This window comes from Halomonas fontilapidosi (genome assembly GCF_014192285.1).
Classification (GTDB): domain Bacteria; phylum Pseudomonadota; class Gammaproteobacteria; order Pseudomonadales; family Halomonadaceae; genus Halomonas; species Halomonas fontilapidosi.
In genome coordinates, this window is record NZ_JACHXQ010000001.1 from 37230 (window position 1) to 57230 (window position 20001).

Consider the following 20001-nt stretch of genomic DNA (forward strand, 5'->3'; position numbering starts at 1 on the left):
ACCAGGTGAAGATCATGATCCGTACGCTGATTTCCCGCCCAGTGTCTCGCGGCGTGGCGCTGGCCGCCGGTACCCTTATCGCGCTCTCGGCCCAGGCGCAGGATCCCGTGGTGGTCTCTTCCAAGATCGACACGGAAGGTTCGGTGCTCGGCCAGCTGATCCTGCAGCGTCTGGAACAGGGCGGCATCGAGGTCGAGGATCGCCTCCAGCTGGGTGGCACCAGCATCGTGCGCGAGGCGCTGATTGCCGGTGAGATCGACCTCTATCCCGAGTATACCGGTAACGGCGCCTTCTTCTTCGACATGGCCGATAGCCCGGTATGGAACGATGCCGACAAGGCACTCGAGACGGTGCGCGAAAAGGATCGCGAGATCAACGACCTGGTTTGGCTGACCCCGGCGGAGGCCAACAACACCTGGGCGATCAGCGTGCGCGGCGAACTGGCGCGTGAGCACGACCTGGCAAGCCTCGAGGATCTGGCGGACTATCTCGACGACGAGGGGCAGTTCAAGCTTGCCGCCAGCGCCGAATTCGTCGAATCGCCCCAGGCGCTGCCGGCGTTCCAGGATGCCTACGGCTTCGAGCTCTCCGACGACCAGCTGCTGGTGCTCTCCGGGGGCAACACGGCGGCCACCATGCGCGCCGCGGCCCAGCAGACCAGCGGCGTCAATGCGGCCATGACCTACGGCACCGACGGGGGGCTGCAGGCCCTGGATCTGGTGGTCATGGATGACACCCTGGGCGTGCAGCCGGTCTACCAACCCGCCCCGGTCGTGCGTGAGCCTGTGCTCGAGCGCTATCCCGAGATCGAGACCCTGCTCGAACCGGTCTTCCAGTCGCTGGATCTCGAGACCCTGCAGCGTCTCAATGGCGACGTGGCGGTAAACGGGCGTGCGCCTGCGGCGGTCGCTGCCGACTTCCTCGACAGCCTGGGCGACTGAGGCGATCTTGCGCTCGCAAACGCCGGGTACCAACGTCGTCCTGCTGAGCCTGTCGCTGCTGGCGCTGGTTGTCTGGCTGGGCCTTGATACGGTCAGCCTGGCGGCCAACCGCATCGTGCCCGGTACCGGCTATCGCATCGACGAGATCCTCGGGTGGGGCGGTGCGCTGGCGACCTGCCTGCCATGGCTGGCCCTGGTGGGGATTGCCTGGCGGCCTACTCGCCCCCGGCTCGTGCTGGCCCTGGCGCTGGTGGTGCTGATGCTCTCGGCGCTGCCGGCATGGCTGGCGCTGTCGGCCGAGACCCTGGTAGACATCCCCGGGGCTCGCCTGGGCATCGGTGCCGGCATCTGGGTGGTGCTCTTCCTGCTGCTGCTGGCATTGATCGAGCTGCGCACTCGGCTGGTGCTGGGCAGACTGCTCGGCTGGGGCTTGCTGCTGCCGCCCGTGGCCAGTGCCGGGTTCTGTCTGGCGCGCTGGCTAGAGCCGCTGGCGCTATGGCAGGAATATCGCAGCCGCAGCGACCAGTTTCTCGGTGCCGTCGGCGAGCATCTGCTGCTGGTCGGGGTGGCCGTGGGCACCAGCCTGGCGCTGGGCGTGGGCCTGGCACTGGCCATGCGGCGTTGGCCCGGCGTGCAGAAGGTCGGGTTCGGTGTGCTCAATTTCCTGCAGACGATTCCCAGCATCGCGCTCTTCGGCCTGTTGCTGGCGCCGCTTGCCTGGCTGTCGGCGAACGTCGACTGGCTGTCCGCGCTCGGCGTTAGCGGTATCGGCTGGGCGCCGGCGCTGCTCGCCCTGGTGGGCTACAGCCTGCTGCCCATGGTGCGCAACACCTTTGTCGCCCTGGAAGCCGTCGATCCCGGCGTCGTCGATGCGGCGCGCGGCATGGGCATGAGCCGTGGTCAGGTGTTTCGTCAGGTGCGCCTGCCGCTGGCGCTGCCGGTGATTCTCGAAGGCGTGCGTATCACCACGGTCCAGGCCATCGGGCTGACCGCCGTGGCCGCGCTGATCGGCGCCGGCGGCCTGGGTACCTTCATCTTTCAGGGGCTGGGGCAGGCCGCCATGGACCTGGTGCTGCTGGGCGCGCTGCCGATTCTGGTGCTGGCGCTGCTGGTGGATGCCCTGCTGGGCGCCCTGACCGATATCCTGCGCCCGGGAGGGGCCGAATGATCGATCTGATCCACGTCTCCAAGCGCTTCGGCGCCGCCGCCGCAGTGAACGATATCTCGCTAAGCATTGCCGAGGGTGAGCTCTGCGTGCTGGTGGGGACCTCGGGCTGCGGCAAGTCGACCACGCTGCGCATGATCAACCGGCTGATCGAGCACAGTGAAGGCGAGATCCATATCGATGGCCAGCAGATCCGCCGTTTCCGCGAGGAGGCGCTGCGTCGTCGCATGGGCTATGCGATCCAGAGCACGGGACTCTTTCCCCACTGGACGGTGGCCCGCAATATCGGCCTGGTGCCGCGGTTGCTCAAGTGGCCGGCTGCGCAAGTCCAGGCGCGCGTCGAGGAGCTGATGGAACTGCTGGGGCTTAGCATGGAGCAATTCGCCGGCAAGTACCCCCATCAGCTCTCCGGCGGCCAGGCCCAGCGCGTGGGCGTCGCCCGGGCCCTGGCGGCCGACCCGGATATCCTGCTGATGGACGAGCCCTTCGGCGCGCTGGATCCCATCACCCGGGAAAGCCTTCAGGACGAGCTGCGCGAGCTGCAGGCTCGACTGCACAAGACCATCGTCTTCGTCACCCACGACATGGACGAGGCGTTGCGGCTGGCCGATCATCTGGTGGTAATGCATCAGGGGCGCATCGTGCAGCAGGGGCGGCCCCTCGAGCTGCTGCGCGAACCGGCCGACGACTTCGTCGAGTCGCTGCTCGGCGGCGAGGATCGCGGCCTGAAGGAGGCGGCGCTGCTGCCCGTCAGCCAGCGGATGCGCCCGCTGAGCCCCCGGCTGCTGGCGCGTGAGCGGATCGGCCAGCATGCTAGCCTGCGCGAGGCGCTATCGCTGATGCTGTGGCGCCATGCCGAACGCCTGACCGTGGTCGACGATGCCGACATGCCGGTCGGCGAACTCTCGCTGCGCCGGCTGGTGGGAGAGCGTAGCGATGACTGATCCGCGTCGCTGGCTGGTGCCAATGGTCTGGCTGGCGCTGCTGCTGGCCGCCACCCTGGGCATGGGGCAACTGGAAGGGCTGTTCCGCTGGCTCGAGTCCGACAGCCGCCAGGTGATCTATGCGCGTGCCGATTTCCTAACCCTGTTGGGCCGTCACCTGCTGGTGGTCAGCGTGGCCGCCGCCTTGGCCATCCTGATCGGCGTGGGCGCCGCCATCGCTGCGACGCGCCCTTGGGGGCGTGATTTTCTGCCGTTGGTCAGCCAGCTGGCCTCCATTGGCCAGACCTTCCCGCCGGTGGCGGTGCTGGCGCTGGCGGTGCCGGTGCTGGGCTTTGGAACTCTGCCGATCATCGTGGCGCTGCTGCTCTATGGCCTCTTGCCGATCGTGCGCAACACCCTGGCCGGCCTGGCGGGTATCGAGGCAGGTGTGATGGAGGCGGCGCGCGGCATGGGCATGAGTCGCGGCCAGATACTGCGCCAGGTGGAGCTGCCGCTGGCCGCGCCGGTGATCCTTGCCGGGATTCGTACCTCGGTGACCATCAACATTGCCACGGCGGCCATTGGCGCTACCGTGGGGGCGAGCAACCTGGGCGATCCGATCATCTCGGGAATCGTCAATGGCAACACCGCCTATGTGGTCCAGGGGGCACTGCTGATCGGCCTGCTGGCCATCAGTGTCGACAGCCTGTTCAGTCGTCTGCCGATGTCAGGCGCGCGCTGATCGGTCATTCCACGATGATGCCGATTTCCGACCTTTCGGGGCTACCCAATCCAGCCAGTTTACGTTAACGTCAAGCCTGTTGCGTTGACCGGTCTCGGGGCGACCCCCTGGCGAACCGGAACATTAAAGACAACACTGCCCTCAAAAGGGGCACAGGATCACGACGATGACAACAACACCGGATATCCACGAGCCGACCTTCCTGGCCGGTGACGAGTTCAGCATCCCCACCTTCCGCCTGCTCAAGCAGGATGGCTCCCTCCATGAGGGCGCCAAGGCACCCGACCTCGAGCATGACAAGGCCCTGGCGATCTATCGCGCCATGGTGGCCACGCGCGTGCTCGATGAGCGGATGCTGGCCGCCCAGCGGCAGGGACGACTCTCCTTCTACATGCAGTGTACCGGCGAGGAAGCCGCCGTGGTCGGCGCCACGGCCGCGCTGGATGATGCCGACATGATCATGGCGCAGTATCGCGAGCAGGGCGCGCTGGTCTATCGCGGCTTCACCTTCGACGAGTTCATGAACCAGCTGTTCGGCAACGAGCTGGACTATGGCAAGGGCCGCCAGATGCCGATCCACTACGGGTCGCGCAAGCTGCACTACATGACCATCTCGTCGCCGCTGGGTACGCAGATTCCCCAGGCCACCGGCTACGCCTATGGCCAGAAACTGGCCGGTGACGGGCAGTGCACCACGGTCTTCTTCGGCGAGGGGGCGGCCTCCGAGGGCGACTTCCATGCGGCGCTGAACATGGCGGCGGTGCACGAGGTGCCGGTGATCTTCTTCTGCCGCAACAACGGCTATGCGATCTCCACCCCGTCCATCGAGCAGTTTGCCGCGGATGGCGTGGCGCCCCGGGCCTTCGGCTATCGCATGCACGTGATACGCGTCGATGGCAACGACATCCTGGCGGTCTACGCCGCCACCCGGGAGGCGCGCCGGATTGCCGTTGAGCATAATCAGCCGGTGCTGATCGAGGCCATGAGCTATCGCCTGGCCGCGCACTCCTCCTCGGACGACCCTTCCGGCTATCGCTCGAAGAAGGAGGAGGAGGCCTGGCGCGAGAAGGACCCCATCCTGCGCATGCAGCGCTGGCTGATCGACCTGGGCTGGTGGAGCGAAGACGAGGAGAAGGCCCTTCAGGAGAGCCTGCGCCGCGAGGTGCTGGAGACCATGAAGCGCGCCGAGAAGCGCCCGCCGCCGCCGCTCGACAGCCTGGTGACCGATGTCTACGCCGACGTCACGCCGGAGCTGCAACGCCAGCTCGATGCGCTGAAGCGCCACATTCGTCAGTATCCGGAGGCCTACCCGAAGGGAGCGCGCTCCCTCGATCCGGACGTGCGTGCCGGGGACGACGCCGCTGCCAAGGGAGGGGAGTGACATGCCGACCATGAACATGCTGCAGGCCATCAACAACGCCTTGGATACGGCCATGGGCGAGGATGACAAGGTGCTCTGCTTCGGCGAGGACGTGGGCAGCTTCGGCGGCGTCTTCCGTGCCACCAGTCACCTGCAGGAGAAGTTCGGCCGCGCGCGCTGTTTCAACACGCCGCTGGTGGAGCAGGGCATCATCGGCTTCGCCAATGGCCTGGCTGCCCAGGGCTCGGTGCCGGTCGCCGAGATCCAGTTCGCCGATTACATCTTTCCGGCCTTCGACCAGATCGTCAACGAGACAGCCAAGTTTCGCTACCGCTCCGGCGATCTCTTCAACGTCGGTGGCTTGACCATCCGTGCGCCCTTCGGTGGCGGTATCTCCGGCGGTCTTTACCACTCCCAGTCGCCCGAGGCCTATTTCGCGCATACGCCGGGTCTCAAGATTGTGGTGCCCCGCGACCCCTACCAGGCCAAGGGGCTGCTGCTGGCCTCTATCCGCGACCCCGACCCGGTGATCTTCTTCGAGCCCAAGCGACTCTACCGGGCCTCCGTCGGCGAGGTGCCGGAGGAGGATTACCAGCTGCCCATCGGCGAGGCCGAGGTGACCAAGGAGGGGACCGACATCACCCTGGTGGGCTGGGGAGCGCAGATGGAGGTGATCGAGCGCGCCGTGGAACTGGCCGAGAAGGACGGCATCTCCTGCGAGGTGATCGACCTGCGCAGCCTGCTGCCGTGGGACGTCGACACCGTGGCCGAGTCGGTGCTCAAGACCGGGCGGCTGGTGGTCACCCACGAGGCGCCGCGCACCGGAGGCTTTGCCGGCGAGATCGCCACGGCCATCCAGGAGCGCTGCTTCCTGTACCTGGAATCACCCATTGCCCGGGTGACCGGCCTGGATACGCCTTTCCCGCTGACGCTGGAGAAGGAGTACCTGCCGGATCACCTGAAGATCGTCGAGGCCATTCGCGCCAGTGTGAATTTCTGACGACCCGGCTTCAGGACAGGAGAGACAAGATGACAGATTTCAAGCTGCCCGATATCGGCGAAGGTATCGTGGAGTGTGAGGTGGTGGAGTGGCGCGTTGCCGAAGGTGACGTCATCGAAGAGGACCAGCCGGTCGTCGAGGTGATGACCGACAAGGCGCTGGTCGAGATTACCGCCCCCGAGGCGGGACGTGTGACCCGCTTGCACGTGCCCAAGGGCGAGATCGCCAAGGTGCATGAGCCGCTGTTTGCCTATGAGGCCGAGGGCGACACCGCGGCCTCTCCGTCGCAGCCTGCCGATGACGCCCCGGCCGAAAGCCCCGCGGCGGCATCGACGGCACCGGCCAAGAGCGTCGCCAGCAAGGACTTTATCCTGCCGGACATCGGCGAGGGCATCGTCGAGTGCGAAGTGGTGGAGTGGCGCATCGCCGAGGGCGACGACATCGAGGAAGACCAGCCGGTCGTGGATGTGATGACCGACAAGGCAATGGTCGAGATTACCGCCCCCGAAGCGGGGCGCGTCACCCGACTGCACGTGGCCAAGGGCGAGATCGCCAAGGTCCATGCGCCGCTGTTTGCCTATGCGCCGGCGCATGCCGACGAGGAGGCCAGCGACGCGGCCGCGGCGCCGCCGGCTTCGACCGAGGCGACACCGCACCCGGCCGCGGCGCCGTCGGCACCGGCTGAACGGACGTCGGGTCTTGGCCCGCATGGGCGGATTCCGGCGAGCCCCGCGGTGCGTCGGCTGCTGCGCGAGCATGGTCTGCGCCTCGAGCAGGTGCCGGGTTCCGGCAAGCAGGGGCGCGTGCTGAAGGAAGACGTCCAGGCCTTCCTCGAAGGCGGTGGCCCGAGTGCCGCGCAGGCACCCACGCAGGAGGCGGCACCCTCGGCTCGGGCGTCAACCGGCGAGGCGGAGGTGCGCGTCGAACCGCTGCGCGGGGTGCGTGCCGCCATGGCGCGTCAGATGGTGGCCTCGTCCTCGACGATCCCGCATTTCCAGTATGGCGAGGAACTCGATGTCACCGACCTGCTGGCGCTGCGTGAGCGCCTCAAGCCCGAGGCCCAGGCCTTTGAGGCGCGCCTGACGCTGATGCCGTTCTTCATGAAGGCCATGGCGCTGGCGATCCGCGACTTCCCGATCCTCAACAGCCGTCTCAACGAGGCCGGCAACGAGATCCACTACCTGCCGTCCTGCAATATCGGCATGGCGGTCGATGGCAAGGCGGGCCTGATGGTCCCCAACGTCAAGGGGGTGGAGGGGCTGACCCTGCTGGAGATCGCCGGCGAGATCCAGCGGCTGACCCAAGAGGCCCGCGAGGGCAGGGTGGCATCGGCCGACCTGAAGGGCGGCACCATCAGCATCTCCAACATCGGCGCGCTGGGTGGGACCTATGCCGCCCCGATCATCAATGCCCCGGAAGTGGCCATCGTCGCCATTGGCAAGACCCAGTGGCTGCCGCGCTTCGACAGCAACGATGAGGTGGTGAAGCGGGCGATCATGACCGTCACCTGGGCGGGGGACCACCGCCTGATCGACGGCGGCACCATTGCCCGCTTCTGCAACACCTGGAAGGGCTATCTGGAGGCGCCCGAGACCATGCTTCTGCATCTAGGGTGATGCGATGACCCAGGCGTCCCTGCAGCAGTTCTACATTCCGGAAGAGCAGTCGGTCTATCTGCTCAGCCATGACGACGCTCGCAAGCTCAGGTCGTGGGTGGCGCTGTGCCAGGAGCAGCTGGAACAGTTGGGTTACCGGAACATCGAACTGATCGGCAAGGGCGCCTATGGCTTCGTCTTCGCCGGGCTCACCGCTGGCGTTTCCAGCCCACGCGAGCAGTACGTCTTCAAGTTCACGCGCGTCAACCTGCCCCAGCACCTCCAGGACCGCCTGGAGGAGGAAGCCTTCATGCTGGAGCAGGTCGACCACCCTCGTGTGCCCAAGCTGATCGCCTTCCAGCGGGTGCGCAGCCAGTCGATTCTGGTGATGCAGCGCGCACCGGGGTTCAACATGGAAGAGGTCTCGCTGCATGAGGGGCGGTTGTCGCCGCGCCTGGTGGTGCGCATCGCCGACCAGCTGGCGGATATCCTGCGCACCCTGCGCCGCGAGAGCGGGCCGGCCGGCAAGCCGGTCGTCCATGGCGACATCAAGCCCTCCAACTTGGTCTTCGACGAAGGCTCCGAAACCATCGCGCTGATTGACTGGGGCTCCTCGGTGTTCGCCCAGCTCGATGCCAGCCTGCAGTTCGTGTCGACCAATGTCATGGAGCTGATGTCGGACAACCTTCAGCAGACCAACGCGCGGCTGGGGGATGTCTATTTCATCGGTGAGGAGCAGCTCAACGGTGCGCTGTCGTCGCCGCGCTTCGACGAGCAGGGCGCAGCGGCCACCCTCTATGCCCTGGCCTCGGCCCAATCCTGTCGCTTTGGCCACCGCGCCATTCCCGCGACCTCCTTGGGACTGCCGATGGAATTCGCGCGCATGCTCGACGGCATGCTTGCTCCCGACCTACGAACCCGCCTGCGGGCCGGCGACCACTTCATTCGCGAGATGCCGCGGCTGGGCCGCCTGGTGATGCTCGACCTGCCCGCGCCCCAGGAAGCCCCGCTGGTGCCGGTCTGGAGCCGGCCGGCCGCTGGCGAGATCGATACCGTGGTCTACAGCTCGCGCAAGTCTTTCCTGCGTGAGGAGGGCGGACGCGAGACTCTCAATGACGTCAACGACGTTCAGCTCGATCGCTACTACAAGAACTTCATGCAGAACATGGGCGAGACCGAGAAGGCTTTCCTGGCGGCGGTGAGCCGGCTCGGCAAGTATCCGGTGGTCGGTGGGCTGGCCGTGCGCTGGGAGGCCGAGGGGGTCTATATCGATACCTCGCTCAACCTGCACGACCCGGCTCGCCGCTCGGCCTTCATTGCCGCGGTCAACAACATGGTGACCCTGGCACGGGCGATTCACCGTCAAGGCATCTTCAAGAGCTGCCTGTTCAATGCCCGCGATACGCTGCATCTCGACCGCGAGAGTCCCGATCAGCCCTTCGAGGTCCTGCCCGACATGCGCCTGCACTATGAGCTCAGCGCCGTGCCCGAGCTCGAGGACCGCTCGCGTCTGCACAGCTACTTCGAGGATGGACCCGACCCCGAGGAGTTCCTGGTGCTGCCCGAGGCGATCATCGCCTCGCTGGAAGCCCTCAACGAGATCCACCACACCGGGATGATCATTTTCGAGGCGCTGCCCCATCACCTCAAGATCCACAGCCACTACCGGCTGCTCGATCCCTCTCGAGAGGCTGAGTTCCGGGGCCGCCTGGATGACATTCTCAACGCGGTGGGGCTGATCGAGGGGCTTGGGGTGTCGGGCTTCATGAAGATGCCCTACAAGGACACCCGCTTCTTTGCGCATATCGAGCGCCAGCCGGAGCGCTTCTATCCTCGCGACCCCAGGGCTGTGCTCGAGCAAGCGGCCCGCGAGTAACGCCGGGGTATTGCCCTGGTGACCCGTTACAGCGAGGCGGCAGAGCGCGCTGCCTGGTCATAGAGTCCGGACATGGCGCGCAACAGTCCCGCCAGGCGGCTTATCTCCTCGCGTTCGATGCCCATGGAAGAGAGCGAGTCGACCAGGCAGGCCTCGCGGATCTCGGCGTAGCGACTGCAAGCCTCCCGCCCGGATTCGGTGGTGCGGAAGAAGGTTTCCTTGCCCTGTTTCTCGCCGGCCACCAGCCCCAGGCGGCCCAGCTTCTTCAGCGCATAGGTCACCGTATGAGTATCCTCGACGTTGAGCACCAGGCAGATGTCTGCCTGGCGCTTGGCGCGCTCGCGATGATTGACGCTGTGCAGCACCAGGACGTCCAGGGCGCCGAGCTCCGGATAGCCGCTGGCCGTCATGCAGCGCACCATCCAGCGGTCGAAGGCATGCCCGGCGATGATCAGGCCGAACTCGAACTCCGAGAGCTCCTGGCTGCTGCGCGACAGGTGTTCCGAGGAGACGATGGGGCCGCGAGGTGTCCGTGTGGGTGTCACATGCTGCTCCTTTTCCATGCCTGTGGTCATGACTAGTTGCCCATCGCCTGTGGCAGCCAGGTAACGATGCCGGGAAAGAGGCTGATCAGCACCACGCCGAGCATCATCAGGAAGAAGAACGGCATGGCCGCCCAGGCGATCGAGAGGATATTGCGTCCGGTCATGCCCTGCAGCACGAAGAGGTTGAAGCCAATCGGCGGGGTGATCTGCGACATTTCCACCACGATGACCAGGTAGATGCCGAACCAGATCAGGTCGATGCCGGCGGCCTCGACCATGGGCAGCATGATTGAGGTGGTCAATACCACCACCGAGATGCCGTCCAGGAAGCAGCCCAGCAGGATGAACAGGAGCGTCAGCGCCGCGAGCAGCATCACCGGCGACAGTCCCAGGGTGCCGATCCAGGCGGCGAGTTCGCGGGGCAGGCCGGTGAAGCCCATGGCGGCAGTGAGGAAGGAGGCGCCGGCGAGAATGAAGGCGATCATGGTCGAGGTGCGTACCGCCCCGAGCAGAGCGTCGCGGAACACGACACCGTCCATGGCGCCCTGGAAGCGGGCCAGCAGGAGCGATAGCACCACCCCCACGGCCGCTGCCTCGGTGGGCGAGGCCAGGCCGGCATAGATCGAACCGATGACCCCGACGATCAAGGCCAGCAGGGGAATCAGCCGGCGTGCCCGGCGCAGCTTCTCGCCCAGCGGCAGGCCGGTCTCGGCGGGGGGAATCTTGTCCGGAAAGCGCCAGGACCAAAGCATCAGGTAGCCGGCGAACAGCGAGATCAGCAGCAGGCCCGGGAAGATGCCGGCCATGAACAGCCGCGCGATCGACTGGTCGGTGGCCACGCCGTAGACAATCAGGATGATCGAGGGCGGGATCAGCAGGCCCAGCGTCGCCGAGCCGGCCAGGGTACCGATGATCAGCTTCTCGTCATAGCCGCGGCGGGTGAGCTCGGGAATGGTCATCTTGCCCATGGTGGCGCAGGTGGCCGCCGAGGAGCCGGAGACGGCGGCAAACAGCCCGCAGCCGACCACGTTGGTGTGCAGCAGGCGCCCGGGGATGCGCTGCATCCAGGGCGAGAGGCCGGTGAACATGTCATCGGCGAGCCGCGAGCGGAACAGTATCTCGCCCATCCAGATGAACATCGGCAGGGCGGTGAGTTCCCAGCTGTAGCTTTCTCCCCAGACGTTGGAGGCGAGCACGTCGCCAGTGGGCACCGAGGTGAACTGGGAGAGGCCCAGCCAGCCCAGCCCCAGCAGGGAGAACGCCACCCAGACGCCGCTGCCCAGCAGCAGCAGGAGGGTGACGAAGAGGACCGTCATCATCACGAGCATGGTGCGTCTCCCGGGCTCATTCCTGGCCGCTGTCGTCGATAGTGAAGGTGGAAGGCCGGGTCACGGCGGTTACCAGAGTCGTCAGCCAGGCCTCCGCCAGTGCCAGGCAGAACAGCACGATCCCGGCGAGCATGGCCGTCTGGGGGATCCACAGCGGGATGCTCAGCAGGCCGTAGGAGGTCTCGTTGAAGGCGATACTGTCGTCCAGCAGCCAGTAGAGGTACCAGCCGAGGTAGAGACTGAGGACCAGGGCAACGCTCAGGCAGAAGAGTTCGACGAAGGCGCGCGGTGCGGCGGGAAGCCGTCCGATCAGCAGCGTCACGCGGATATGGCCGCAGTGGACGAAGGTATAGGCGAGCCCCAGGAAGCTGGCACCCACCAGCAGGAAGCCGGAGATTTCCGAGAGACCGGGAATCGCCAGGCCGATGCGGTCGCCGCCGATCCCGGTGGCGACGCGATCGACGATGCGTCCGAGGATCTGGGCGGTGATCAGTGCGCAGATCAGGCAGAGGCAGAGGGCGGCCAGGTAGCCGCCCAGGTTGTAGAGCGGTCGAAGGCGGTAGGTCATGGCAGCGTCCAGAGGTGGCTGCCGGGGCGACGCGCGCCCCGGCAGGGAGGGGCGGGTCAGTCGCGTGCGGCCTGGTAGGCCTCGAGGATGGCGGCTCCCTGGTCGCCGGCACGACCGGCCCACTCCTCGGTCATGGTTGCGCCGACCTCCTCGAGCAGGTCGGCGAGCTCCGGGGTCGGCTCACTGACCTCGATGCCGTTCTCCTTGAGCACGGCAAGGGCGTCGTCGGTCTCCTGGCGGCTCATCTCCCAACCGCGTGTCTCGGCCTCGGCGGCCGCGTCCAGCACCGCTTGCTGAGTGGCCTCGTCGAGGCGCGAGAAGGCCTTTTCGCTGACGATCACCATGTTCTTGGGCAGCCACAGCTGGGCGTGGTTGAAGTGGCTCAGGTAGTCCCAGGCCTTGGTATCGGCGCCGGTGGCCGGCGAGGTGATCATGGCATCGACGCGGCCGGTGCTGAAGGCGGTGGGGATGTCCGGCACCTCGACCTGGGTCGGCACGGCGCCGACCAGCTGGGCGATCCGCTCGCTGGCGGTATTGTAGGCGCGCATGCTCAGGTTCTTCAGATCGTCTGGCTCTTCCAGCGGCTGCTGGGTGTAGATCCCCTGGGGCGGCCAGGGAACGGCGAACAGCAGCTGCAACTGCTGTTCGGCCAGTTCCTCGGCAATGATCTCCCGCGAGGCGTCCCACAGGATCTCGGCATCCTCGTAGCTGGAGGCCAGGTAGGGCACGGAATCGACTTCGAAGATCGGGTTCTCGTTGGCCAGGCGCGACATGATCAGCTCGCCGATGGGCACGATGCCGCGTCGAACGGAATTCTTGATCTCGGCATGGCCAATCAGTGAGCCGTTGGAGTGCACGGTGATGTCCAGTTCGCCATCGGTGGCCTCTCGCACGTCGTCAGCGAACGCGCGGATGTTCACGGTATGAAAGGTCATGTCGCCGTAGGGGGTGGGCATGTCCCATTCGGTCGCCGCCTGGGCGATGCCGCCCACGGTGGCTAGGCTGAGACCAAGGGCGGCGGCCGAGGTCAGAGGCAGAAAGGAGAAGCGAGCAGTCATGTGCGGTACCTCGTGTCGGATTCTTGTTGTCGCGGCAGGCGGTCGGATAGCGAGCCGTCCAGAAGGAGTCTAGCGAGTGTTCGAGTCGAAGGTTAGGCGGGCGACCGCCGACTGGTCAACGATATGTAGACTAAAGAACGATGTTTCATCGATAAAACATTGATAAGTTATCGACATGTTCTGGTGTGTAGGAGGTGGATCATGAAGCGCCTGTTGCTCAATGCCGATATGGGCGAGAGCTTCGGCCCCTGGGTCATGGGGATGGACCACGAGGTGATGCCCCACGTGGATCTGGCCAACGTGGCCTGCGGGTTCCACGCCTCCGACCCGGACGTGATCCGCATGACCGTGCGTCTGGCCAAGCGCCATGGCGTCACCGTGGGGGCACATCCCGCCTATCCGGACATGGTTGGCTTCGGGCGCCGCTCCATGGCCTGCTCGGCAGAGGAGGTCGAAAACCTGGTGCTCTATCAGGTCGGCGCACTGGCCGGGGTCTGCCGCGCCGAGGGCCTGGAGGTGGGTTACGTCAAGCCACACGGCGCGCTCTACAATGACATGATGCGCGACCCAGAAATCCTCGAGGCGGTGATGCGCGCGCTGGTGGCCTTCGACGTCCACCTGCCGCTGATGGTGATGGCCACTCGGGATACCGCTCCGGCTCAGGCGATGGCCGAGCAGCACGGCGTGACCCTGTGGTTTGAGGCCTTCGCCGATCGTGCCTACGACGGCGAGGGGCGGCTGGTCTCACGCCGAGAACTGGGGGCCGTGCACCACGACCCCGACGTGATCCTCGACCAGGCGCAGCGCATCGCGCGCGGCTTGCCGCTCACGGCGAGTGACGGCAGCGACCTGGTGCTGGTGGCCGACACGCTTTGCGTGCACGGCGATAACGCCGAGTCGATCGCCGCCATCAAGGCGATCCGCGATGCGCTCAACGGCCTGGCGAGCGCCTCATGAGCGGCGTTTTCCCGCCGGGGCTGCCGCGCCTCGAGTCCGCCGGGCTGGACGGCTGGATGGTGCGGCTGTTCGATGCCATCGACGAGGCCAACATGCCCTGGCTGACCGCCCTGGTGAGAGACTGCGAGAAGGCCTTCGGCGACCAGCTGGTCGATCTGGTCCCGTCCTATACCACCCTGCTGGTGACCTTTGACCCGCTGCGACTCTCGCCCGGCGAGGCCAGGAAACGGCTGATCGAGCGCCTGCAGTGGCTGCAACCCGACGAGGAGCCGGCCGACGCACCGGTCAAGGAACTGCCGGTCTGGTATGACCCCGCGGTGGGGCCCGAGTTGTCTCGCCTGGCCGAGCTTGCCGGCATGAGCCTCGAGGAGGTGGTGGCCGGCCACAGTGAGCGAACCTATCGGGTCTTTGCGCTGGGTTTTGCCCCGGGCTTCGCCTTCATGGGCAGCGTCGATGCCAGGCTCGAGGCGCCACGACTTGCTACCCCGCGTCGGCGCGTGCCGGCAGGCAGTGTGGCAGTCACCGGGCAGCAGACCGCGGCCTACCCCGCGGTCACGCCGGGCGGCTGGAATCTTATCGGTCGCACCCCGGCGGTGCTCTTCGACCGCGACCGCGAGGGCTTCAGCCTGTTCCAGGTGGGCGACCGGGTTCGCTTCGTGCCGATCGATCGTGCCGAGTTCGAACGACGGGGGGGCGATACGCGCCCGATGGAGGAGGAACGATGACGGAGGCAAGCGTTGGACTGCGCGTCACGCGTGCCGGCCCTCTGGCGCTGCTCCAGGATGCCGGGCGCTTCGGGGTGCGACGCCTGGGCGTGACCCAGGGCGGACCGGTGGACCTGCATGGCTGGGCCTGGGCCAACCATCTAGTGGGTAACGCTTGGGGAGCCCCGGCTCTCGAGGTGACCTTCGGCGGCCTGGAACTTACCGCCGAGCGCGGCCTGGTGCTCGCCGTGGCCGGGGCCGACCTGTCGGCGACCCTGGACGGTCAGCCGCTGCCCGGCTGGCGCGCGCTGTTCGTGGAAAGAGGCCAGCAGCTCGCGTTTGGCTCACCCGTCAACGGCCTCAGGGCCTATCTGGCGGTGGCTGGTGGTTTCGCGGCAGCGCCGGTACTGGGCAGCGTGGCCTGCGTGGCGCGCGAGGGGCTGGGCGGCCATGACGGCCAGGGTCATCGCCTGGCCGAGGGCGACGGCCTGCGGGTCACGCCGCGTCGTGCTGCCGTCGGCAGGACGGCGCCTCGGGACGACGCGGAGATCGATTATCGCCGTCCGGCCGAGTTGGCGCTGCTGCCCGGTGCCCAGATCGCTGAGTTCAGCGGGGAGAGTCTCTTCCAGGCGTTCAATGCGTCGTGGCGGGTGGACGATCGCGCCGATCGCATGGGCGTGAGATTGACCGGTCCGACGCTTCAGTGCCGGATGACCAGCATGATCTCCGAAGGGATCAGCCTGGGCGCCGTGCAGGTGCCGCCCGACGGACAGCCCATCGCGCTGCTGAACGATCGCCAGACCATCGGTGGCTATCCCCGGCTCGGGGCGCTCACGCCGCTGGCTTGCTCCCGGCTGGCGCAGTGCCTGCCGGGGCAGGAAGTCAGGTTGAACGCCGCCGCGACCGAGAGTGCCCTGGAGGCGTACCGACGTTTTCGTGGCGGGTTCGCGTGAGACACCGATTCAGGCACCCAGGCCACTCTCACGCAGCAGCTGGTCAATGCTGCGCTCGACGCGAGGCCTTGAGGTATCCTCGAGCAGCAGCTGGGTTTCCAGGTCGGTGAGGCCATCCTGAACCAGACGCTCGATCAGTTCGGCCTTGGTAATGCCGGTTTGGTGGCTGGCACGCTCCAGACGGGCTTCCAGGTCGCGGGGGAATCTCAGCAAGTGTGGCATGTCGTTGTCTCCGTAATGGCCCGCTCCCGGGCGGCCTGATCCTTCTGACACCATAAAATGCCGGTTGGGTGCTGTCACGCCCTCGAGTCTCTCGGGCCGGGGTGACAGCATCATGACAGCGTAGGAATTCGTCACCCTGCGCAGGGACGGGGGCAGGTCAGGCGTGCTGATCAACGGTCGCCCTCAAGCAAGCCCTTGGCGACGCATGACGTCGGTGATGATGGGGACCGGCGTCATCAGATGCTCGCGCATCATCCTGGCGGCGCGCTGGGCATCGCGGGAGAGAATGACCTCCACCAGGGCGGCATGTTCGCGCCGCTTGCGTTCGAGGGCCTCGGCAGAGAAGACCGTCTCGCGCAGCCAGAGGTGACGATACCGCTCCACCTGGTCGAACAGGCTCTCGCGGACCTTCATCAGATGGGGGGAGTTGCAGCCGGCGGCGATGGCGGTATGGAAGGTCTTGTGGCGAGTATCCCAAACATCGAGCAGCTCCTCTGAACTGTTGACTTCCGTCACCTTCGCCAGCGTATGGGCCTTGGCCAGAATCTCGGCCTCCCAGTCGTCGCCGCCGCGTTGAATGGCGAGTTCCAGGACCAAGCCTTCCAGCTGGGCCCGAGCATCATAGAGGTCGGCGAGCTCCGACAGTGACATGGGCGCGACCCGGTAGCCGCGCTGGCTGATGGCCACCACCAGACTCTCGGCCACCAGCTGCGAGAGGGCTTCGCGCAGGGGGCCGATGCCCAGCCCGTAGCGGTCCTTCAGGCCGCTCATCAGCAGCTTCTCGCCGGGCGTGAAAACGCCGCGGATGATGTCGCGTTTCAACCAGTGGTAGGCACTGACGCCCAGATTCTGTTTCGATGAGGTATCCATGGCGCGCTATCGTTCCGAATGTAACAGCCATCATACCCAATCATCGCCAGTGTGGTGAATCGTGTCGTGGTATAGCAAAAAATGGAAACAGTTCGGGATCATGGATATTCTCCCATCTGATGCCTGTCATACCGAGGTAAGCCGTGTACGACTTCGTGATCATCGGCGGGGGGATCCTCGGCATGTCCACCGCCATGCAGCTGAGCGAGACCTTTCCTGACCGTCGCATCCTGCTGCTGGAAAAGGAGCCGCATGTGGCCCGCCATCAGAGCGGCCGCAACAGCGGCGTGATTCATGCCGGCATCTACTATCCCCCCGGCAGCCTCAAGGCGCGCTTCTGTCGAGAGGGAAACCGGGCGACCAAGGCATTCTGCGACGAGCATGGCATCGAGACCCGGACGTGTGGAAAGTTGCTGGTCGCCACCAACAACTTGGAACTCGAGCGCATGCAGGGGCTCTGGGAGCGCACCGCCGCCAACGGCCTGGAGCGCGAGTGGCTCTCCGGCGAGGCACTTCGCGAGCGGGAGCCGGCGATCAGCGGCGTCGGGGCGCTGTTCGTGCCCTCCAGCGGCATCGTCGACTATACCCGAGTCACTCGCGCCATGGCCGACACCTTCGAGCAGCGTGGTGGCCAGATCCGTTTCGAGCAGGAGGTGACCGGCATCGACGAGCGCCCCGGCGAGGTCGTGATCAAGACCCGTGACGCGGAGTACTCGGCGCGCTACCTGATTTCCTGTGCGGGGCTGATGGCCGATCGCATAGTGAGGATGCTGGGGCGCCATCCCGGCTTCATCATCTGCCCGTTCCGCGGCGAGTACTTCCGTCTGCCCGAGCAGCGTGACGGGATCGTCCAGCATCTGGTCTACCCGATACCCGACCCGGCCATGCCCTTTCTCGGCGTTCATCTGACGCCGATGATCGGTGGTGGCATCAGCATCGGTCCCAATGCCGTGCTGGCGCTGGCGCGCGAGGGGTATCGCAAGCGGGACGTCTCGCTGCCGGATGTGGCGCGCCTCTTTACGCACCCGGGGGTGTGGCGGATGCTGGCCGACAACGTGCGCCCTGGGCTGGCGGAGTTGCGCAACACCTTCTCCCGTCGCCGTTACCTGGCGCTGGTGCGTAGCTACTGTCCCGAGCTGACCCTCGATGATCTGCAGCCCTGGCCTGCCGGCGTGCGCGCCCAGGCCGTCTCTCGCGATGGTCGGCTGATCGACGACTTCCTGTTCGTCAACACGCGGCGCACCGTCAACGTCTGCAACGCGCCGTCGCCTGCGGCCACCTCGGCGCTGCCGATCGGGCGCTATATCGTCGACAAGGTCAAGGAGCAGGTAGCGGTCGGCTGAGCGGTCTTCAGGTCGCCTCGGAAGGCCGCCTCAGCTCCTGCCAGGCGGCGTACGTGCTAAGAAATACCCGGCCGGTAAGATCGTCGAGGAAGTCGCTGCGCTTGAGACGGTCCATCACAGGCCCCTTGACCTCGGCCAGGTGCAGGGTCACCCCGGAGTCCTCGAGCCTCGCGTTGATGGCCTCCAGACTCTCCAGAGCCGACGCGTCGATCAGGTTGACGGCCGAGCAGATCAGCACCACGTGCTCGAGCTCCGGGCGACTCGCGACCAGCGTATAGAGGGTGTCCTCCAGGTAGCGGGCATTGGCGAAGTAGAGGCTCTCGTCGATGCGCAGCATGGCCAGGTGGCTGACGGTCTCGGTCTCGTGGCGCTTGATGCTGCGGAAATGCTCGGTACCCTCGATGCGCCCCACCAGCACGCTGTGCGGGCGGCTGGTGCGATAGAGGAAGAGCGCGATGGAAAGCAACACCCCCGAGACAATGCCGGCCTCGACCCCCTCCAGCAGGGTCAGCGCGATGGTCACGGCCATGGCCGAGAAGTCGCTGCGCGAGTAGCGCCAGGTCTGGCGAAGCAGCGGGATATCCACCAGGGTCAGGATGGAGACGATAATGGTGGCCGCCAGGGTGGCGATCGGCAGATGCTGCAGCAGGGGAGTCAGCGCCAGCGTCACCGTGCCGATTCCCAGCGCAGCGAATAGCCCGGCCATGGGCGTGCGGGCGCCAGATTCGAAGTTGATCACCGTGCGCGAGAGCCCCCCGGTGACGGGCATCCCCCCCGAAAAGGCCGCGGCGAGATTGGCGCCCCCCAGGCCCACCAGCTCCTGATTGGGCGAGATCCGCTCGCGACGCTTGGCGGCCAGCATTTGGGCCATGGAGATCGATTCGACGAACCCCACCACGCTAATCAACAGGGCGGGAATCAGCAGCGCACGCCACAGCGGCAGATCCAGCGGTGGCAGGCCCAGTGGGGGCAGGCCACCGGGGATGGCGCCGACGACGGCAACGCCCTGCTCCGCTAACCCCAGCCGCCAGCTTAGCAGCGTCGTTACCACCACCGCGACCACCGGCCCGGTGCGCGCCAGCAGCGAGGCGAACCCCTTGGGCAGCTTCATGGCCCTCAGCAGCCGTTCCCCGTGACGGCGCATGCCGATCAGGAAGGTCAGGCAGCCCAGGCCAAGCAGCAGAGTCGGCCAGTGTGTGTGCCGCCACTCACCACTCAGGCTGACGACTAGCTCCAGCGCGTTGTACCCGCTCGCCCCGATGCCCATCAGGTGAGCGGCCTGACTGATGGCGATCAATACCGCCGAGGCGGAGAGGAAGCCGGCAATGACGGGGTGACTCAGAAAGTTGGCGAAGAAGCCAAGGCGCAGCAGGCCCATGGCCGCGAGCATCAGCCCGGAGAGCAGTGAGAGCACCAGGGCCGCCTGCAGATAGGCCGTGCTGCCCGGGGCGGCCACTTCCGAGAGTGCCGCCCCGGTCATCAGGGCGATGATTGCCACTGGGCCCACGGCCAGGGTGCGGCTGGTACCGAGCAGGGCATAGGCAACGGCCGGCAGCAGGCTGGCATAGAGCCCGACCACCGCCGGCAGCCCGGCGAGCAGGGCATAGGCCAGCGATTGGGGAATCACCATCACGGTGACGATCACCCCGGCCAGCAGGTCGGCACCGGCCAGTCGACGGGTGTAGTGGGGCAGCCAGCTAAGGATCGGCAGGTAGCGCTTGAGCATCCTTTCTCGCCATGTCGGTGGCAGGGGCGATGGGAATGATTCCCGGAACATGTCTACCAGACTAAACGATATTGGTCGCGGGGTTCAGGGTTGGGTAGCATCGGGGAATCGTTGGATCCGCATGA

At 66.3% G+C, this 20001-nt stretch carries 19 protein-coding genes; 12 read left to right on the top strand and 7 right to left on the bottom strand.

What is annotated here, in order from left to right:
- Positions 1-14 precede the first annotated feature (14 nt).
- The 8 genes from osmF to FHR95_RS00215 all read left to right on the top strand — a co-directional run bounded on the left by osmF (position 15) and on the right by FHR95_RS00215 (position 9602).
- Entirely contained in the window at positions 15-941 is a 927-nt protein-coding gene (gene osmF / locus FHR95_RS00180; RefSeq protein ID WP_183312918.1) for a glycine betaine ABC transporter substrate-binding protein OsmF, read from the top strand.
- Between the two features lie 7 nt (positions 942-948).
- Entirely contained in the window at positions 949-2109 is a 1161-nt protein-coding gene (locus tag FHR95_RS00185) for an ABC transporter permease (protein WP_246378287.1), read from the top strand.
- Positions 2106-3050 (top strand): ABC transporter ATP-binding protein, encoded by a 945-nt coding sequence (locus tag FHR95_RS00190; RefSeq protein WP_183312919.1) that lies wholly within the window; start codon positions 2106-2108, stop codon positions 3048-3050. Before FHR95_RS00185 ends, FHR95_RS00190 begins: the two co-directional genes overlap by 4 nt.
- The gene (locus tag FHR95_RS00195; protein ID WP_246378289.1) at positions 3043-3771 is read left to right on the top strand and encodes an ABC transporter permease; all 729 of its coding nucleotides are present in this window, start codon (positions 3043-3045) and stop codon (positions 3769-3771) included. Before FHR95_RS00190 ends, FHR95_RS00195 begins: the two co-directional genes overlap by 8 nt.
- A 166-nt stretch (positions 3772-3937) precedes the next feature.
- Complete coding sequence (locus tag FHR95_RS00200; RefSeq protein ID WP_040186912.1) at positions 3938-5152, top strand: thiamine pyrophosphate-dependent dehydrogenase E1 component subunit alpha; 1215 nt, start codon at positions 3938-3940, stop codon at positions 5150-5152.
- Between the two features lies 1 nt (position 5153).
- On the top strand, positions 5154-6131 hold the full coding sequence (locus FHR95_RS00205; protein ID WP_183312920.1) for an alpha-ketoacid dehydrogenase subunit beta: 978 nt from the start codon (positions 5154-5156) through the stop codon (positions 6129-6131).
- Positions 6132-6160: 29 nt separating this feature from the next.
- On the top strand, positions 6161-7747 hold the full coding sequence (locus FHR95_RS00210) for a dihydrolipoyllysine-residue acetyltransferase (RefSeq protein ID WP_183312921.1): 1587 nt from the start codon (positions 6161-6163) through the stop codon (positions 7745-7747).
- A gap of 4 nt (positions 7748-7751) precedes the next feature.
- On the top strand, positions 7752-9602 hold the full coding sequence (locus FHR95_RS00215) for a protein kinase domain-containing protein (protein ID WP_183312922.1): 1851 nt from the start codon (positions 7752-7754) through the stop codon (positions 9600-9602).
- 26 nt (positions 9603-9628) lie between these two features.
- Here the strand turns inward: FHR95_RS00215 and FHR95_RS00220 are convergent, their stop codons facing one another.
- From FHR95_RS00220 to FHR95_RS00235, 4 genes are read right to left on the bottom strand one after another with little or no spacing between them, the layout of a single operon-like run.
- Positions 9629-10147, bottom strand: a complete 519-nt coding sequence (locus tag FHR95_RS00220; RefSeq protein ID WP_425485248.1) for a winged helix DNA-binding protein — start codon at positions 10145-10147, stop codon at positions 9629-9631.
- A gap of 32 nt (positions 10148-10179) precedes the next feature.
- Positions 10180-11475, bottom strand: a complete 1296-nt coding sequence (locus tag FHR95_RS00225; RefSeq protein WP_040186886.1) for a TRAP transporter large permease — start codon at positions 11473-11475, stop codon at positions 10180-10182.
- A 16-nt stretch (positions 11476-11491) separates the two neighbouring features.
- Positions 11492-12043 (bottom strand): TRAP transporter small permease, encoded by a 552-nt coding sequence (locus tag FHR95_RS00230; RefSeq protein ID WP_183312923.1) that lies wholly within the window; start codon positions 12041-12043, stop codon positions 11492-11494.
- 56 nt (positions 12044-12099) lie between these two features.
- Positions 12100-13101 (bottom strand): TRAP transporter substrate-binding protein, encoded by a 1002-nt coding sequence (locus FHR95_RS00235; protein ID WP_183312924.1) that lies wholly within the window; start codon positions 13099-13101, stop codon positions 12100-12102.
- 201 nt (positions 13102-13302) lie between these two features.
- On the opposite strand from FHR95_RS00235, the gene FHR95_RS00240 reads away from it, so the two are divergent.
- Genes FHR95_RS00240 through FHR95_RS00250 form a run of 3 tightly spaced genes read left to right on the top strand, consistent with a single transcriptional unit; the run spans position 13303 to position 15715 of the window.
- The gene (locus FHR95_RS00240) at positions 13303-14058 is read left to right on the top strand and encodes a 5-oxoprolinase subunit PxpA (protein WP_183312925.1); all 756 of its coding nucleotides are present in this window, start codon (positions 13303-13305) and stop codon (positions 14056-14058) included.
- Positions 14055-14783: a 5-oxoprolinase subunit PxpB gene (pxpB, locus tag FHR95_RS00245; RefSeq protein ID WP_183312926.1), complete on the top strand. Its 729-nt coding sequence runs from the start codon at positions 14055-14057 to the stop codon at positions 14781-14783. The genes FHR95_RS00240 and pxpB overlap by 4 nt, the downstream gene beginning before the upstream one ends.
- Positions 14780-15715 carry a 5-oxoprolinase subunit C family protein gene (locus FHR95_RS00250; RefSeq protein ID WP_183312927.1) on the top strand — a complete coding sequence of 312 codons (936 nt, stop codon included), beginning with the start codon at positions 14780-14782 and terminating at the stop codon, positions 15713-15715. Before pxpB ends, FHR95_RS00250 begins: the two co-directional genes overlap by 4 nt.
- Before the next feature lie 9 nt (positions 15716-15724).
- Here FHR95_RS00250 and FHR95_RS00255 read toward each other — a convergent pair whose 3' ends face one another.
- Together FHR95_RS00255 and csiR are read right to left on the bottom strand one after the other, a co-directional pair.
- Positions 15725-15937: a hypothetical protein gene (locus FHR95_RS00255; protein WP_183312928.1), complete on the bottom strand. Its 213-nt coding sequence runs from the start codon at positions 15935-15937 to the stop codon at positions 15725-15727.
- Positions 15938-16120: 183 nt separating this feature from the next.
- Positions 16121-16807: a DNA-binding transcriptional regulator CsiR gene (gene csiR, locus FHR95_RS00260; RefSeq protein WP_052448832.1), complete on the bottom strand. Its 687-nt coding sequence runs from the start codon at positions 16805-16807 to the stop codon at positions 16121-16123.
- A 143-nt stretch (positions 16808-16950) separates the two neighbouring features.
- Between csiR and lhgO the strand changes: the two genes are divergently transcribed.
- Entirely contained in the window at positions 16951-18150 is a 1200-nt protein-coding gene (gene lhgO / locus FHR95_RS00265) for an L-2-hydroxyglutarate oxidase (RefSeq protein WP_183312929.1), read from the top strand.
- A 7-nt stretch (positions 18151-18157) separates the two neighbouring features.
- Here the strand turns inward: lhgO and FHR95_RS00270 are convergent, their stop codons facing one another.
- Positions 18158-19876 (bottom strand): SulP family inorganic anion transporter, encoded by a 1719-nt coding sequence (locus FHR95_RS00270; protein ID WP_183312930.1) that lies wholly within the window; start codon positions 19874-19876, stop codon positions 18158-18160.
- Between the last annotated feature and the right edge of the window lie 125 nt (positions 19877-20001).

Excerpts from the sequence above, each read along its gene's own strand:
- pxpB (WP_183312926.1), top strand. The coding sequence starts at position 14,055 with ATGAGCGGCGTTTTCCCGCCGGGGCTGCCGCGCCTCGAGTCCGCCGGG.
- FHR95_RS00195 (WP_246378289.1), top strand. The coding sequence starts at position 3,043 with ATGACTGATCCGCGTCGCTGGCTGGTGCCAATGGTCTGGCTGGCGCTG.
- FHR95_RS00250 (WP_183312927.1), top strand. The coding sequence starts at position 14,780 with ATGACGGAGGCAAGCGTTGGACTGCGCGTCACGCGTGCCGGCCCTCTG.
- FHR95_RS00240 (WP_183312925.1), top strand. The coding sequence starts at position 13,303 with ATGAAGCGCCTGTTGCTCAATGCCGATATGGGCGAGAGCTTCGGCCCC.
- csiR (WP_052448832.1), bottom strand. The coding sequence starts at position 16,807 with ATGGATACCTCATCGAAACAGAATCTGGGCGTCAGTGCCTACCACTGG.
- FHR95_RS00190 (WP_183312919.1), top strand. The coding sequence starts at position 2,106 with ATGATCGATCTGATCCACGTCTCCAAGCGCTTCGGCGCCGCCGCCGCA.
- FHR95_RS00210 (WP_183312921.1), top strand. The coding sequence starts at position 6,161 with ATGACAGATTTCAAGCTGCCCGATATCGGCGAAGGTATCGTGGAGTGT.
- FHR95_RS00200 (WP_040186912.1), top strand. The coding sequence starts at position 3,938 with ATGACAACAACACCGGATATCCACGAGCCGACCTTCCTGGCCGGTGAC.
- osmF (WP_183312918.1), top strand. The coding sequence starts at position 15 with ATGATCCGTACGCTGATTTCCCGCCCAGTGTCTCGCGGCGTGGCGCTG.
- FHR95_RS00225 (WP_040186886.1), bottom strand. The coding sequence starts at position 11,475 with ATGCTCGTGATGATGACGGTCCTCTTCGTCACCCTCCTGCTGCTGCTG.
- FHR95_RS00230 (WP_183312923.1), bottom strand. The coding sequence starts at position 12,043 with ATGACCTACCGCCTTCGACCGCTCTACAACCTGGGCGGCTACCTGGCC.
- FHR95_RS00235 (WP_183312924.1), bottom strand. The coding sequence starts at position 13,101 with ATGACTGCTCGCTTCTCCTTTCTGCCTCTGACCTCGGCCGCCGCCCTT.
- FHR95_RS00205 (WP_183312920.1), top strand. The coding sequence starts at position 5,154 with ATGCCGACCATGAACATGCTGCAGGCCATCAACAACGCCTTGGATACG.
- FHR95_RS00215 (WP_183312922.1), top strand. The coding sequence starts at position 7,752 with ATGACCCAGGCGTCCCTGCAGCAGTTCTACATTCCGGAAGAGCAGTCG.
- FHR95_RS00270 (WP_183312930.1), bottom strand. The coding sequence starts at position 19,876 with ATGCTCAAGCGCTACCTGCCGATCCTTAGCTGGCTGCCCCACTACACC.
- FHR95_RS00255 (WP_183312928.1), bottom strand. The coding sequence starts at position 15,937 with ATGCCACACTTGCTGAGATTCCCCCGCGACCTGGAAGCCCGTCTGGAG.